Source organism: Streptomyces sp. NPDC059832 (genome assembly GCF_042731715.1).
GTDB lineage: Bacteria > Actinomycetota > Actinomycetes > Streptomycetales > Streptomycetaceae > Streptomyces.
The window spans coordinates 92,516-107,978 of record NZ_JBHWIY010000010.1 but is presented as its reverse complement, the minus strand read 5'-3'; the positions used below and the strand labels follow the sequence as shown (position 1 = coordinate 107,978).

Genomic DNA, 15,463 nt, shown 5'->3' with positions numbered 1-15,463 from the left:
ATGGCCGCGGAGTCGGCCGCGCGGTGCCGTTTCCCGGACAGGCCATGCCCCCTTCCCGGCCGACCTCAGGAAGGCAGGGACGCCGCCATGGCCGCTGCCGCACGGCGCACCCGGGACGCGTCGTCGCGGACGGTGCGGCTGAACTCCATGTGCAGGAACGGCACGCCCTGGGCTTCGGCCTCTCGGCCCTGTACGTTGCCGCGGCCCTCCAGTGCGCAGCGGCGGGCCCAGGCGCGGCAGACGGCGAAACCCTCGTGGCGCAGTGCCGTTGCGGTGCGGCGGGCGGTGGGCAGGCCCTTGTCCGCCGAGCCGAGGGAGGCGATCACGTCGTAGCCCGGTTCGGTGCTGTCCGCGAAGCCGTGGACCTGGAGACCGGGGAGGCGGCGTGCGGCCAGTTCGTCGCAGACGGCGTCGAACACGGTGTCCCTGCGGTGGGCCACGTCGGCGCGGCCCTTCCTGTCGGCGTTGCGGTGGGTTCCGGCCATGACCAGTACGCCGCCGCGCCTGGCCCGTAGCACCCCGATGCCGAGCTGTTCGCTGCCGGCGTCGGCCACCGGGTGCGGCACCTGGACCGACCAGCGGGTCGTGGCGCTCAGGTCGATGTAGACCCGTCCCCAGCCCCGGTGGCCCTCCGCCGCCCGGTCGGAGATCTCCGCGAACCGGCGGCCGGTCACGGTGTCGGTGAACGTCCTGACGGCGAAGTCGATGTCGCCGAGGCGGCGCCCGGCTTCGGCCCGCTTGCCGTCGAGGAAGAGGCCCACGGCTTCGGCGGCGGTACGGCGCTGGGCGCGCAGCGGTGGCAGGTAGTCACTGCGGGCGACCGTGTCGTGGGTGAAGTCCGTGATGCGGCGCGCGAGATCCACACCGTCGCGGCCGTCCGCCGCGGAACCTCCCGGGCGGTCGTTCCCGTTCCCGGCGCCCGGCCCCCGGCTCCCGAATGGCACAAAAAGGGCCACGAGGGCCCCCAGAGTGACAACCATCACGGCAATACCGGTGAGTGTTCGCTTGATCGTTACCTTCGATGCCGGATTCCGTGCCATAGACATATAAAAATATCAGGGGTGTCCCGCCATTCGTCTTCGGTCTCCGTCACTCGCGCCACCGCGCCCGTGCTCCTCCTCGCGGCCCTCGCCGGCTGCTCGGTTCCGGGCGGTGACAGCGACTCCGCGGACGTGAAGGAAGGTCCTTCCTTCACCGTCGCCGCGGCCGGCGACATCCTGATCCACCCCCAACTGACCGAGCAGGGACGCAAGGACGCCGCGGCGGCCGGGGACAAGACCGGTAAGAAGATCGACTTCCATCCGCTGCTGGCCGGGGTCAAGCCCGTGATCAGCAAGGCCGATCTGGCGATCTGCCACTTCGAGCCGGTCGCGGGCAAGCCGCAGGGGCCGTTCGAGGGCTTCCCCGACTTCGTCGTGCCGCCGCAGATCACCACGGCGCTCAAGGACGTCGGCTACGACACCTGCTCGACGGCCTCGAACCACACCCTCGACCACGGTGCCTCCGGCGTACGGAACACACTCGACGCACTCGACGGGGCCGGGCTCAAGCACACCGGGTCGGCGCGCAACAGCGCCGAGGCCGCCAAGCCGCTGATCATGGACGTGAAGGGCGTGAAGGTCGCCCAGCTGTCCTACGCCTTCGGCTTCAACGGGCGCGAGGTCCCGGCCGACAAGCCCTGGCTGACCAACCAGACCGACTTCAACAGGATCGCCGCCGCCGAGAAGGCCGCCCGCAAGGCCGGTGCCGAGGTGGTGATCCTCAGCATCCACTGGGGTCGCGAACATCATCCGGACCCGAGCAACGGACAGTTGAAGCTGGCCCGCAGGCTGGCACGGGAGACCGGGATCAATCTGGTGATCGGCCATCACGCCCATGTGGTGCAGCCGATGGAGAAGATCGGCTCCACGTGGATCGCGTACGGCCTGGGCAACCAGGTGGCGCGGCACGACGTGCCGTCGGGGCTGACCGAGGAAGGCGTCATCGGCTGGTTCGAGTTCCACAAGCGCGGTGACACCTGGGACGTCGACGCCCGTTACGTACCGACGCTGCTGACGATCCCCCCGGATGCCGACGGCAGCGGTGCGCAGGATCCCGATGCGGCGGTGGTGAAGGACCACCGACTGGTGGATCTGGCCGGATCGCTGCAGAACGCCGAGGACCTGCCGGCCGCCGAGCGGGCCAGATACCGGATGGCCTTCCAGCGGACCCAGGGCACTCTGCTCAACCGGGGCGCCGTCGAGGACGGGCTGAAACCCTTGAAGGACCTGCCCGAGTGAGCCCCGGAACGAGCCCCGGAGCAAGCCCCGGAGTGCCCCCTGGAATGGGTGGGTCCTGAATGGATGAGTCCGGGACAAGTACGGGATCGAGCCCCGTCGGCTGACCCGGCCTCCCCGACCCGCCCGACCGACCCGCCTGCCCGACCCGTCCGACCCGCCCGGCCGATCCGCCGGGCTCCACGGCGGCCGGGACATGCGGATACATGCGGATGTATGCAGACGCATGCGGACGCCGGAACGGTACGGGGAGGGGCCACGGGCAGCAGGGGTTCCACTCCGGTGCCGGAAGTCGGGTAGCTCACACTCACCACGCTCCGCACAACCTTCCGCAAAGCTTTTATGTCCAGCAAACGGCTGTGCCTCGTTCAGCACGCCGGAACCGAGCAGACAGTCAAAGGGGAACACGATGGCCGCTTCGTCCTCGAAGCGCCGGCACAAGGTCCGCCGGCGGGCCGATATGTCGCTGCTGGGTGGCATACGTCCCCCCATCGCGGTTCTCTCCGCGCTCCTGCTCTCCCTCGCGGGCATCACCGCCCTCGGCCTGGGAAGAGCGAGCCAGGACTCCGTACCGGAGGCGGTGCTGACCTCCCAGCAGCACTTCGCCGAGGACGGCGCCGTCACGATGCGCGCCTCGATCGACGAGAGCGTCACCGACCTGACCCGCACCGCGGGGCTCTTCAGCGCGGGCGATCCGGCCTCTCCCGACGCCGTCCTCGACAAGATCGGCAGCGTCTACCAGAAGTGGACGGGCACCGCAGTCGTCGAGATCGAGTCCGGCCGGATGCTCGCCGCGCGCGGGGAGAACGTCCCCGTCACCGCCATCGACACCGGCAAACTCGCCCAGAAGGACGGGCTCAGCCCGCGCATCGTACGGCTCCAGAACGGCGAGAGCAGGCTGCTCGCCTTTGCCCTGCTGTCCTGGCCGGACCGGCCGCAGCAGTTGCTGATCGCCTCCAACAGCCTCCGTTTCCCCGGCGTCAGCCGCGGGCAGTTCCGCTCGATCGCCGTCGTCGACACCACGGGGCACATCCTCAGCCGCGACGGCGTCCAGGAGCTGGAGCAGGTCAAGACCGACAAGCAGCGCGCGGACGCCAAACGGTCCGCCAAGCAGCTGAACGCCTTCGCCGAAACGGCCGCGACCAAGACCAGGCAGCACCCGCTCAAGGCCAAGGAACCCGGCTCCGGCGGCTTCCCCGGCGTCAGCGGCAGCCTGCGCGGCAACAGCGTCCGCGGTGACCGCGCCGTCGCCGGCTATGCCGCGCTGGCCGGCCCGCAGCCCGGCGAGGGCACCGTCGCCACCTCCCTCGGGCTCACCGTCGTCGCCATGGTCGACGTCGCGGAGGACCCGACCCGCGTCGCGGGCCCCTTCTTCGCACTGGTCTCCGCCGCCGCCCTGCTGCTCATCGGCGCACTCGCGGTGGCGCTGCTGCTCGGCACCGTGCAACGGCCACTGCTGAAGCTGTTCCTGGAGAGCCGCCGGCTGACCCGGGGCGATCTGACCCGTCCGGTCTCCGTTCCCAGGTTCGGCGAGACGGCGCGCATCGGGCGCGCCCTGGAGCGCCTGCGCCGCCAGCTCCTCGGCGAACCGGCGGAGGGCGGGGCGGCCCAGGACTCCGGTCCCGGCCGCCCGGGGCGCCGGAGCCGGCTCGGCAGCCGCGCGCTCATCGTCATCTGCGGCGTCCTCCTGCTGGCCTGGTCCGCACCGATGCTGCTGCTCTTCAACCGCGCCGACTCCACCGTGGCCGTGCCGGAACAGGTCGTCAGCGACCAGCGCGAGCGCACCCACACCATCTCCGACCGGGTCCGGCGCGCGCTCAACGAGGGCCACGCCGACCTGGTGTCCGTCGCCTCGCTCGTCGGCAACCGCACCTCCCCCGACGACATGAAGAAGGTCCTGGAGCGCACCCGCACCGAGCACCAGCGCTACCGCTCGATCTACGTACGCGACGCCGACGGCACCATCCAGGCCCGCGCGGGCGAGAAGCCGCACGCGCTGCCCAGTGGCACCAAGGGCAAGCCGCTCACCCAGCCCATCACCGTCCTGAACGAATCCGGCAAGGAGCCCTCCGTCGCCGGGTACGCGGAGATCCCCGGCCGGAACGGCGCCATGGTGATCGGCGAGTTCCGGATCGACTTCATCAACGGGCTGCTCAAGCGCCCCGGGCTCGGCCAGGTCCGGGTGGTCGACGGCGAACACCGGATCATCGGCGGCAACACCGGCTACCTCGCCTTCGATTCCCTGCCGAAGCGGCTGGACGAGCTGGTCTCCGGCACGAACCAGCGGGTCGGCATGAACGCCCCCGCGGGCGCCGTCGTCTACCGCGACGGCGACGGTGTCCAGATCTCCGCCGCCTCGCCCTTCGCCGGTGGCGGCGCCGCGAAGCAGCTCCACTGGACGGTGGTCAGCTGGCAGCCCGCGTCGGGCCTCGCCATCCCCGAGTACAGCCTGCAGAACCGCACCGTTCTCGCCGGTCTGCTCGGCATCACCGCCGCCGTGGCCTGCCTCGGCTGGCTGTACATCGTCGTCGTACGTCCGCTGCGCGAACTGGCCGGAAAGGCCGAATCGCTGGCCGACGGCGACCGCCGCACCGTGCTCTTCCCGCACCACCACGACGAGGTCGGCGCGGTCACCCGCAGTCTGGAAATTGTCCGGCAGCAGCTCCAGGAGCAGCGCAGACGCGACAGCGCTCCCCTGGTCGGAAGGAACTGAACGGCCGTGCTCTTCCTCTACGGCGTGCTCGTCGTGTGCTGTGCGATCCTCCTGATCTCCGGCATCGTCGAACAGCGGCGCCACTTCACCAATCTGGAGCGCATACCCACCCGGGTGCTGATCAACGGCATCCGCGGCAAGAGCTCCATCACCCGCCTCTGCGCGGGCGCCCTGCGCGGCGGCGACCTGGTCACCGTCGCCAAGACGACCGGTACCGCAGCCCGTTTCATCCACCCGGACGCCACCGAGGAGCCGGTCTACCGCAAGTTCGGCATCGCCAATGTCGTGGAGCAGATCGGCATCGTGCGGCGCGCGGCCTCCTACAACCCGGACGCGCTGGTCATCGAGTGCATGGCGGTCATGCCGGCGCTCCAGGAGATCAACCAGTCCAAGCTGATCCGGTCGACGATCGGTGTGCTGTGCAACGTACGTGAGGACCACCTGGCCGAGATGGGCCCCACGCTCGACGACGTGGCCCGCTCGCTGTGCCGCTCCATGCCGGAGGGCGGCATCTGCGTCACCGCCGAGCAGGACCGCTTCCACATCCTCCAGGAGGAGGCGGACGCCCGGGACTGCAAGCTGATCTACGCGGACCCGGAGACCGTGAGCGACGAGGAGCTGCGCGGCTTCAGCTGGTTCACGTTCAAGGAGAACGTGGCCATCGCGCTGACGGTCGCCGAACTCCTCGGCGTGGACCGGCAGACGGCGCTCCAGGGCATGTACGACGCCCCGCCGGACCCGGGTGTCCTCTCGGTCGAGCGGTACCGCACCCACGACGACAAGCGGCTGCGCTTCGCCAACGTCTTCGCGGCGAACGACCCCGAGTCGACGCTGATGAACATCAACCAGCTGCTCGATCTGGGCGCGATCGACCGGCCGCTGAACGTCGTGATCAACTGCCGCCCCGACCGGGTCGAGCGCAACGGCCAGATGGGCCAGATCATTCCCGAACTCCAGCCGGAGAAGGTGTTCGTGATCGGTCACCCGGCCAAGAGCGCCATCGACGCGATCCCCTCCGAGTGGCGCCACACCGCGGTCGACCTCGGCGGCGACAAGCGTGACCCCGAGGAGTTCATGAACCAGCTGCTCGGGCACCTCGGGCCGGAGTCGTCGCTGGTCGCGATCGGCAACATCCACGGGCAGGGCGAACTGCTCCTGGAACACCTCGCCGAGCTGCCCGCCGACGAGACCCCGGACGAGACGCCGGACCAGGCCCCGGACCGGACGCCGGACCAGGCCGCCCCGCAGGGAGCCCCGCAGGGAGCCCCGCACGGCGACGTCCCGGCCGGTGTCCCGGCCGACGGCCCGGTCACCGCTCCCTTCCCGCCGGTCCCGGCCCAGCGGCAGCAGTCGCCGCACCCCCAGCAGCCGCGGCACGACGAGACCCTGGCGCTCCCCCGCTACACCCCGCACCTCGACCCGTACCAGCCCTATCCCGAGGCGTACGAGGCCCGGTACCAGCAGGCCCCGCGCCCGGCCTCCCCCCTACCGCAGCAGCCGCAGCCGCAGCCACACCCGCAGCAGCAGCCAGAGCCACTGCCGCAGTCGCAGTCGCAGTCGCAGCAGCACGAGCCACCGCACCAGAGTCCGGAAGACCCGGCCGAACCGCCCGCACCTCGCGTCCGCGGCATGTTCGAGCCGGTCCGGCCGCCCGCCCCGGCCCAGCAGGAAAACCCAGGAGAACCCCGTTGATCCCCTCCGTCCTCACCCCTGAGATTGCCGCCATAGGCATCGCCCTGGGGCTGATGTTCTCGCTGGTCTGCTACCTGACGACCAATCTCTCCCCCGGCGGGATGATCACCCCGGGCTGGCTGGCGCTCACCCTCGTCGAGGACCTCCAGCGCGCGGCCATGGTGGTCGGCGTGACCGTTCTGACGTACGTCGCGGTGCTCGGCCTCCAGAAGGTCGTGATCCTCTACGGCAAGCGGCTGTTCTCCACCGTCGTCCTCACCGGTGTGATCTTCCAGGGGACGCTGATGATCGTGCTGTCGATCGAGTTCCCGCTGATGTACACCAACCAGACCCTGGGCTTCATCGTCCCCGGCCTGATCGCGTACCAGCTCGTCCGCCAGCCCAAGGGCGCGACCCTGCTGGCGACCGGCTCGGTGACGCTCATGGCCTATGTCGTTCTCACCGCAGGCATCCTGCTCGGCGCGCTGCCGACCGTCTGACCCGAACCTTCCGGAGCTGACTGACTCATGAGTGCCAAGACCAAGCGCCGTCCCCGCCAGGCGCTGCACGCCGTCACGGTGACCGCTCTGCTCGCGGGCAGCGCCTACCTCACCGTCGAACTGCGCAAGGACGAACAGGCCAAGGCCCCGGCCGTGCAGGCCGTCACCGACAATCCGGCGCTGAAGTCCTCGAACCTGAAGAACGGCGAGCAGCGCTGGGAACGGCTGCGCAACCCGTCCCGCACCCTGCTGCGCGGCGCCGACGGCGAGATCCTCGCCAGCTTCACCGACGGCGCCCGCACCGCCACTCTCACCGGCCCCAGCCGTACCTTCACTGAGCCCAGCACCACCACGTCCAAGGTCGTCACCGAGGACTGGGTTCGGCTGATGCCGTACCAGTGGAAGAAGGGCGCCGAGAACGAGAAGTGGTTCAAGGACTGGTTCAAGGAGTTCTTCGGCAGCGAGGAGGACGACCTCTTCGCCACCGCCTTCCAGTACGTCGCCGACGCCCCGGTCAAGAAGGACGACGAGGGGGTCTCCTACGCCGGTGACGCCAACTTCGGTCCGCTCAACCCGAACGGCAGCGAGGGCAACGACCTGCGGCTGGAGGAGTCCGACTTCTTCGACTACCTCGGCATCCCGTACACCTTCCGCAACGGCACGACGATGCAGCCCCGTACCGAGCGCGCCCGCTCCATGGACTGCTCGGGCTTCATCCGTACGGTGTTCGGCTACCGGGCCCGCTACCCGCTCATGGCCACCGATGCGTCCGGCGACGGCCTGCCGCGCACCGCCAATGGCATGGCCCGCTCCCACCGCGGTACGGACGTGATCGATCTGAAGGGCATCACGCCGGCCGACCGGCCGAAGAACATCGATGTGCTGCAACCCGGTGACCTGGTCTTCTTCAAGCTCGACCAGCGCACCAAGGAGCGCCTCGACCACGTCGGCATGTATCTCGGGCACGACACCGACGGCCACAAGATCTTCATATCCAGCCGGGAGGAGGCCAACGGCCCCACCATCGGCGACAAGGGCGGCACGTCCCGGCTCGACGGAAACGGCTACTACGCGGCGACCCTGCGCAGCGCGAAGCGGCTGTAGCGGGAGCGCCCCGTGACGGGAGCGCCCGTGGCGGGCGCCGTCGCCGTCAGCGCAGTTCCTCCGGGCACGGCGTGCCCGGAGGCAGCTGGTAGGGGGCGGCCAGCCGGTACACGCCCGGTCGCGGCGCGAGCAGTTCCGTCCACTCGTCGCCGTCCGCGTCCTCGTCGACCTTGAACAGACAGCCGTTGGTGTTGACGAAGGTCCGCGGACCGCTCTCGTCCGTGCGCTGCTTGGACTCCTCGGTCTCCTGCGGCCGTTCGACGCCCTTGCCCTCGCTGTCGACCACGGCGAGCCAGCGCGAGTACGGGACGCGGATCAGGATCCGGCCGGGCGTCTTCACATGGATGGTCAGCTCGCCCGCGCCGGCCTGGTCCACCGAGGCCGGCGGATCGGCCAGCGGCACCGGGCTGTCCACCTCGAAGAGCCGCCAGTTGGCGTCGGACCACACCGGCTTCAGATACGGCAGCCCCTCGTCGACGAGCTGCGCCTCCTGCACCGCGCCGCTGGAGTCCGGCGTCCCCTTGGGCAGCACCACGTAGTGCACCGCCCAGCGGTTCAGCCACTGGCGGTAGTTGGCGCTGTTCAGGGTGTCGTCGTAGAAGAGCGGGTTGCGCTCCATGTCCGCCTGCCGGTTCCAGCCCCGGGCCAGATTGACGTACGGCGCGAGCGCGGACGCCTCCCGGTGGCTGCTCGCCGGCACGACCTCGACCCTGCCCCGCTCGGCGCCGACCTGTTGCAGCTCATTGACCAGCGGGGCCAGCTCGCGCGCCCAGGAAGCGCTGGGGGCGGTGCGGACGATGTCGTCGACGCCCTTGAAGCCGATCCAGAAGTTCAGCCCGGCGAACGCGATGATCAGCGCGTACCAGCGCCGGGAGCGCGGCACGGTGTACGGCAGTGCGGCCAGGAGCACCACTCCGGCGAACAGCATCGCCATCCGGGTGACGTTCGAGCCGATCTGCGAGTCGATCACATAGGTCAGCAGCGTCCCGACGCCGTACACGGCGGCGGCGGTGCGGACCGTCTTCCAGTCGCGCGGTACGAGGACGAAGACGAGGACCGCGAAGATGAACGGCAGCGACAGCGTCGCGATCGACATCGGCTGCGTACCGGAGAACGGGAACAGCCACGCGGACAGCGCCACCACCGCGACCGGGGCCAGGCCCAGCGCGTACGCGCCGGGGCGCCGTTTGTTCAGGAACAGCGCGGCGGCGATCACACCCAGGAACAGCCCGGCCACGGGGCTGCTCGCCGTCGCGAGCCCGGCGAGCGGTGCGGCGACGGCCGCCTTCGCCCACCGCTTGTAGCGCCAGCGGTGGGGCCAGCAGAAGACCGCGGCCGTCGCAGCCACCGCGAACATCATGCCGAGCCCGAACGTCACCCGCCCCGACAGCGCGTTGCACAGATACGCGAACGCCCCGGCGAGCGAACAGGCCAGGGGATTGCGGACGGCCCGGACCCGGACCAGGATCAGCGCGGTCAGCGCCGCCGACACGGTCCCGGCGACCATCATCGTGGTACGCACGCCGAGCACCGACATCAGATACGGCGAGACGACGCTGTACGAGACGGGGTGCATGCCCCCGTACCAGGCGAGGTTGTACGCCGTGCCGGGATGCCGGCCGACGAATTCGGCCCAGGCGTCCTGGGCCGCGAGGTCGCCGCCGCTGTTTGCGAAGAAGAAGAACCAGAGCAGGTGGGTGACGGCGGCGACAGCCGTCGCGATCGTCACCGGATGCCGCAGCAGCCGTTCGGTGCGGGCCCTGCGCGACGGATCGGTGCGCGGCGCCGAGGCGTCCCCGCCTCCCGTGCCCGTCCGGGCGGGCGCAGCTGTCCGTGTGCTGCCGGCGCTGCCGATGTCGCTGTCCCTCGTGCCCGTGCTGTCGGCCGCCTCATGGCCGGGCCTCGGCTCCGCGGTGGTCACTACGGCTCTCCCCGTCTCCCCGAATCCGCCTGCCCCGTGCCCCTGTACCCCATGCACCTGTGAGGACGCCGTCCCTGCGTCATCGAGTTGCCTCGGGACGCTAACACGTACACAGCACGGAAGGGGGTGCCAGGATCGGCACCCCCTTCCGTCATCGGGCCGTTCCCCGTCGGCCGGTCAGCCGATCCGGGTCAGCTTGTCCCCGAAGGACGGCTCGGCCAGATCGCTCTGCAGCGCGACGGGCACCTTCACCTGGCTGGTTCCCTCACCGACGGTGAGGGTGCCGACGGGTGTCCCGGCCTTCGCCGAGTGCGGGATCGTCTTCCCGTCGTCGGTCAGTTCGATCTTGACCGTGAGACCGGCCCAGCCGACCGCGGTCACGTCCTTCGTCGCGACCACGGGGACGCTGCCACCGAGGCCGTCCGAGACGGTGCCGACGACGTCGCCCTGCTTGATGACCTTCGCGTCCTTCAGCAGGTCCTGCGTCGCGATCATGACGTCCTTGCTGACCGCGTTGACCGTGTCGATGATCGAGACCTTGTGCTGGCCCAGCACTGCGCCGACGATCAACTGGTCGGTCTTGCCGACCATCTTGTGCGCGGCGAAGAGCAGGTTGCCACCGGCCTTGGTGGTGGAACCGGTCTTGATGCCGAGCGAGCCGTTGAACGGAACGAGTTTGTTCCAGTTCGGCCACTCGTGGCCCGAGGGGTCGGTCCACGCCGGCAGCACGGTGATCGCCATGAGCGCCGGGATCTCCACCAGCTTCTCGCCCAGCTTCACCTGGTCCTCGGCCGAACTGACCGTGGTCGCGTTGAGGCCGGACGGGTCGGTGTACGTGGTGTTCTTCATGCCGAGCGACTTGGCGGTGTCGTTCATCTTCTTGACGAACGCCTCCTCGGAACCCGCGTCCCAGCGCGCGAGCAGCCGCGCGATGTTGTTGGCGGACGGGATCATGATGGCCGACAGCGCCTGCTTCAGGGTGAGCTTGTCGCCCTCCTTCACGGTGTTGAGCGTCGACTCGTTCACCGCGTCGTACCCGCCCTCCTTCTCCGCCGTGGCGTCGATTTCTATGGACGGCCCCTCCTCGCCCTTCTTCAGCGGGTGGTCCTTGAGCACGATGTACGCGGTCATCGCCTTGGCCACGCTGCCGATCGGCACGGCCTTCTGCTCGCCGAACGAGCCCACCGGGCCCAGGCCGGTCGCCGCCATGTAGCCCTGGCCCTCGTTGGGCCACGGCAGGGACGGCTTGCTGCCCTTGAAGGTGTACGTGTCCTTCGCCGACATCTGGAGCTCGGGGTCCGGGAGCGGGCGCACCATCTGCACGATCGCAAAGACGATCACCAGGAGCAGGACCAGGGGGGTCCAGATCTTGACCCTGCGCACGGCGGTGCGGACCGGCGTCTCCGGCGGCGGGGGCGTGTTCGTCAGCTCGGCCAGCAGGTCGAGCGGCGGCCTGGGCGGCATCGGCTGCTGCGTGGTCCGCTCGGCACCGGACAGCGCGGAGGGAGGCGGCGTGCCGGGCTTCGCGGCGGAGGCGGCGGGCACCTCGGGCTCGCGGGGCGCGGGCGCCGACGCCGGCCGTACGTCGTCCCCGCGCAGGGGTACGAACTTGCTGGTCCGCTCGGCGGCGGACTCGGCCTTCGACTCGGCCTCCGAGCCCGGCTTTGCCGTCTTCGATCCGGGCGGGGTGATCTTCAGCGCGGTCGTCGGCTGGTCGACCCGGAGTGCGGCGGGCGCCCTGAAGATGGCGGTCGGCTGATCGATGCCCTGCTTGTCCTCGGCGGCGTCGTCGTCAGCCTCGGCTTCAGCCTTCTTCGCCGCTTCGGCCTTCTTCTCGCCGACGGAAGGTGCCTTGTCGTCGGAGTCGTCGGACGCGCCATCGGACGGCTCGTCCCCGTCCCCGTCCGCGGCATCGGCATCGGCATCGCTCGACGCGGTCGCCGCGTCCGCAGCCGCGTCGGTGTCCGCGTCCTCCGCGTCCCCCGCGTCCTCCGCGTCCTCGTCCTTCGACGTGGCGGCCTTCGCGTCATCGCCCTGCGCGTCGCCGTCGTCGTCGCCGTCCGCGTCGCCGTCCTTCGTCACCCAGGCGGCGACGGCCGCACGCAGCCGCGCATCGCCCTCCTCGGAGCCTTCTCCGGAGCCCTCGGCGGGCTTCGCCGCCGCCTCCTCGTCCGCTGCGGCATCCGCGGGCTCACCCGCATCCGCGCTCTCCGAGGCCTCAGGCGCCTTCTCCGGACCCTCGGAGTCCTTCGCGGCCCCCTCGGCCTTCTCGGCCTCCTCGGCGCCCACAGCGCCGCCAGGGCCCTCGGTCTCGGCCTCGGAATCCGCGCCCGTGTCGCCGTCCGCCTCCGCCGACGGCTCCTCGGCCCCGGCGCCCTCCGGCTCCGCACCCTCCGGCTCCGAGTCGTCGACGCCCTCCGCGCCCTCGCCACGCTCGCCGTCCTCGGACGGCATCGCGCGGAAGACGGCCGTGGCCGTGTCCGACTTGGCGCCCTCGGCGCCCTCGCCGTCCTCGGTGACCGGTGCCGTGCGGAAAACGGCCGTCGCCGTGTCCGTCTTTCCGGCGGCCGCGCCATCGGCGGGCGGTTCACGGAAGACGGCGAGCCGCGGATCGCTTTCGCTCCGAACCGTCCCCGAGGACTTCTGCTGCTCCGACTTGTCGGGGGACTCGCCCGCCACCGATGCCTCCTCCACGCGGCACGGGGGAAACCCCCCGCGCTGTCCGAACCATCTACCAGTGTCCCGTGTGAACCACCGGCCCGGCTGCTAGACGAGAACGACATACCTACTGGTTCCCATACAAAGCACCCAGGCGCTCTCGACAGACCAATGTGAGAGGGGTCACCCTGTCATTCATCCACGCGGGGAGGCATGGATGGGCAGGAGCCGCAGAACAATTCCGGAGGAGCTTCTGCTGCTCGCTCTGGACCCGGCCACGGGTACCACAGCGCAGCCGCAGTCGCTCGACCTCGGCCTCGCCGGAGCTCAGCTAGTGGAGCTGGCTCTGGCAGGACGGATAGCCCCTGACGGGGATCGTATCGCCGTGGTGATGCCACGGCCGACAGGAGATCCGACTCTGGACTCCGCACTGGAACTGCTGCGGCGACGCGGCAGCCCGGTTCGGGCGGTCCACTGGATCGGCGGGCCCCGGCTGGGGCTGCGCCAGATCTACCTCGCTCACCTGGAGCGGTGCGGCATGGTGCATGCCGTGGCGGGCCAGATGTGCGGAGTGCTGCCGACGACTCGCTACCAGGCGACGGACACGGCAATCAGCCGGGACATCAGAGCCAGGCTGGACAGTGCGATCCGCACCGGCGTACCGCCGGACCCGCGGACCGCGGCGCTCGCCGCGCTGGCCCACGCGGTCGGACTCGGCAAGCACCTGTATCCCGGGAACGAGGGGCGTTCATCACGCTCCCGGCTCCGGGACCTGATCAGACACGACCCCATGGGCGGACTCGTGGCGCATGCCGTGATGGACGTCCAGAACGGAGCGGTCGCACAGCCGCGCCGCAATCAGGCGGCCGGAGTTCCCTTGCAACCGCAAGTGCAGTCGCAGTCACGCCGCGGCAGCATGGCGCACACCGCGGCCCACTAGGCGCACCACGCACCGGGGCCGTACGCACCGCCGCACCGCCGCGCAACTGCACGGCAGCACCAACCGAATACCGCCGCACCGTCGTCCCCAAGACCCGGTTCGGGAGCCGCACCAAGCGCGGGGCAGCCGAGAAACATCGGTTGCCCCGCGCACTTGCGTGTGGCCATTTCCCAGCGCGACCGGGGGAAGTGGTGGCAATCTGCTGAGCAGTAGATACGCACAGCTACATAGCCGGAGGTGCCGTTTCCGTGCCGTCCAACGTCAATCCCACCGTCAGGCGACGCCGGTTGGGCCAGGAATTGCGCCGACTGCGCGAGCTCAAGGGCATGACGGCCGAGGAGGTGGCGGAGCGGCTGCTGGTCTCGCAGTCGAAGATCAGCCGCCTGGAGAACGGCCGCCGCTCCATCAGCCAGCGTGATGTCCGCGATCTCTGCGGGGTGTACCAGGTCGAGGACCACCGGATCGTCGACTCACTCATGCAGATGGCCAAGGACTCCCGCCAGCAGGGCTGGTGGCACGCCTTCGGCGACATCCCGTACAGCGTCTACATCGGTCTGGAGACCGACGCGGAATCGCTGCGGGTGTACGAACCTCAGGTGGTCCCCGGCCTGTTGCAGACCCGGAGTTACGCCGAGGCGCTGATCAACGGAGCGCTGCCGGAGGCCCCGCCGTCCGACATCGACAAGCGCGTCAGCGTCCGGGCCCGCCGCCAGGACCGGATCACCGACCCCGAGCATCCGCTGCGGCTGTGGGCGGTCATCGACGAGTCCGCGCTGCGCCGGCTGGTCGGCGGCAAGCAGGTGATGATCGAACAGCTGGAGCAACTGGTCGAGCTGTCCCAGCTGCCGCATGTGACCGTGCAGGTGCTGCCGTTCGAAATGGGCGCGCACCCTGGCATCAACGGGCAGTACGCCATTCTCGAATTCCCGGACGCCGCCGACTCCAGCGTCGTCTATATCGAAGGCGTCACCAGCGATCTGTATCTGGAGAAAGCCCACGATGTGCAGCGGTACAGCGTCATGTACGAGCACCTGCGGGCACAGGCGCTGAATGTGGAACAGACTCGGCACTTCATCACCGAGATCGTGAAGGATTACACCCGGCTCAGCACCGACTGAGCACCGATGCGAGGCAGCCCGCAAAGTCCGGATTGCGGGAAATGAAGTGATGTTACGGAAAGGGCGGCGGTAAGGTACACCGCCGCCCGCCCCGAGTGGAAGATCTATCTGGTATATACCACTCGGTCGAGTGAACGGCCCCTTCGCGCAAGGAGCTTGGCGAGTAGCGTCGATCACACCAACCGGAACACTGTTGGTGTCATTTACGCGACTCTTTGAACCGGAGTGAACATGGCCATTCGTCAGGGTGCTACGGACAAGTGGACGAAGTCCTCGTATTCCGGGGGCAACGGCGCCTGCGTCGAAGTCAAGTCCCCTCTCACACAGGCAATCGACGTGCGCGACTCGAAGGCCCCCGAGGGCCCTTCGATCACGTTCGTCCCGGCCGCTTGGAACGCATTCGTGCGCGATGTCGGCAAGGATGCCGTCAACGCCTGATCAATGATTTTGCGTGCGCATCGCGGTGCCGGTTCCGGTGCCGCTGTCAGCCCTCTCGACTGGTCCGCCGTCCTGGCCGAGGGGGCTCGATGCCCGACCCGACGGGCGGCCGGGTGACCGGAAC

Annotated in this window: 11 protein-coding genes; 8 read left to right on the top strand and 3 right to left on the bottom strand. The window is 69.8% G+C overall.

Features of this window, described 5'->3' with window-relative positions:
• Positions 1–65: 65 nt before the first annotated feature.
• Entirely contained in the window at positions 66–863 is a 798-nt protein-coding gene (locus ACFV8T_RS19520) for a hypothetical protein (RefSeq protein ID WP_385328936.1), read from the bottom strand.
• A 198-nt stretch (positions 864–1,061) separates the two neighbouring features.
• On the opposite strand from ACFV8T_RS19520, the gene ACFV8T_RS19515 reads away from it, so the two are divergent.
• From ACFV8T_RS19515 to ACFV8T_RS19495, 5 genes are all read left to right on the top strand, one after another.
• On the top strand, positions 1,062–2,279 hold the full coding sequence (locus ACFV8T_RS19515) for a CapA family protein (protein ID WP_385328934.1): 1,218 nt from the start codon (positions 1,062–1,064) through the stop codon (positions 2,277–2,279).
• A gap of 406 nt (positions 2,280–2,685) precedes the next feature.
• The gene (locus ACFV8T_RS19510) at positions 2,686–4,989 is read left to right on the top strand and encodes a HAMP domain-containing protein (RefSeq protein ID WP_385328933.1); all 2,304 of its coding nucleotides are present in this window, start codon (positions 2,686–2,688) and stop codon (positions 4,987–4,989) included.
• Positions 4,990–4,995: 6 nt separating this feature from the next.
• Positions 4,996–6,681 carry a poly-gamma-glutamate synthase PgsB gene (gene pgsB / locus ACFV8T_RS19505; RefSeq protein ID WP_385328931.1) on the top strand — a complete coding sequence of 562 codons (1,686 nt, stop codon included), beginning with the start codon at positions 4,996–4,998 and terminating at the stop codon, positions 6,679–6,681.
• The gene (locus tag ACFV8T_RS19500) at positions 6,678–7,160 is read left to right on the top strand and encodes a poly-gamma-glutamate biosynthesis protein PgsC/CapC (RefSeq protein ID WP_266418098.1); all 483 of its coding nucleotides are present in this window, start codon (positions 6,678–6,680) and stop codon (positions 7,158–7,160) included. The genes pgsB and ACFV8T_RS19500 overlap by 4 nt, the downstream gene beginning before the upstream one ends.
• Positions 7,161–7,187: 27 nt before the next feature.
• Positions 7,188–8,264, top strand: a complete 1,077-nt coding sequence (locus ACFV8T_RS19495) for a C40 family peptidase (protein WP_385328929.1) — start codon at positions 7,188–7,190, stop codon at positions 8,262–8,264.
• Between the two features lie 46 nt (positions 8,265–8,310).
• Here the strand turns inward: ACFV8T_RS19495 and ACFV8T_RS19490 are convergent, their stop codons facing one another.
• Complete coding sequence (locus ACFV8T_RS19490) at positions 8,311–10,185, bottom strand: MFS transporter (RefSeq protein WP_385328928.1); 1,875 nt, start codon at positions 10,183–10,185, stop codon at positions 8,311–8,313.
• 177 nt (positions 10,186–10,362) lie between these two features.
• Positions 10,363–12,864 carry a D-alanyl-D-alanine carboxypeptidase gene (locus ACFV8T_RS19485; protein ID WP_385328926.1) on the bottom strand — a complete coding sequence of 834 codons (2,502 nt, stop codon included), beginning with the start codon at positions 12,862–12,864 and terminating at the stop codon, positions 10,363–10,365.
• A gap of 196 nt (positions 12,865–13,060) precedes the next feature.
• Here ACFV8T_RS19485 and ACFV8T_RS19480 point away from each other — a divergent pair, with 196 nt between their 5' ends.
• From ACFV8T_RS19480 to ACFV8T_RS19470, 3 genes are all read left to right on the top strand, one after another.
• A complete protein-coding gene (locus tag ACFV8T_RS19480; protein WP_385328925.1) occupies positions 13,061–13,783 on the top strand; it encodes a GPP34 family phosphoprotein in 723 nt (240 codons plus the stop codon).
• 248 nt (positions 13,784–14,031) lie between these two features.
• Entirely contained in the window at positions 14,032–14,901 is an 870-nt protein-coding gene (locus ACFV8T_RS19475) for a helix-turn-helix domain-containing protein (protein ID WP_385328923.1), read from the top strand.
• A 231-nt stretch (positions 14,902–15,132) separates the two neighbouring features.
• A complete protein-coding gene (locus tag ACFV8T_RS19470; RefSeq protein WP_385328922.1) occupies positions 15,133–15,339 on the top strand; it encodes a DUF397 domain-containing protein in 207 nt (68 codons plus the stop codon).
• The last annotated feature ends 124 nt before the right edge of the window (positions 15,340–15,463 follow it).

What these genes read in the sequence shown, in the direction of transcription:
- ACFV8T_RS19510 (WP_385328933.1), top strand. Translation starts at nt 2,686, where the DNA reads ATGGCCGCTTCGTCCTCGAAGCGCCGGCACAAGGTCCGCCGGCGGGCC.
- ACFV8T_RS19470 (WP_385328922.1), top strand. Translation starts at nt 15,133, where the DNA reads ATGGCCATTCGTCAGGGTGCTACGGACAAGTGGACGAAGTCCTCGTAT.
- ACFV8T_RS19495 (WP_385328929.1), top strand. Translation starts at nt 7,188, where the DNA reads ATGAGTGCCAAGACCAAGCGCCGTCCCCGCCAGGCGCTGCACGCCGTC.
- ACFV8T_RS19480 (WP_385328925.1), top strand. Translation starts at nt 13,061, where the DNA reads ATGGGCAGGAGCCGCAGAACAATTCCGGAGGAGCTTCTGCTGCTCGCT.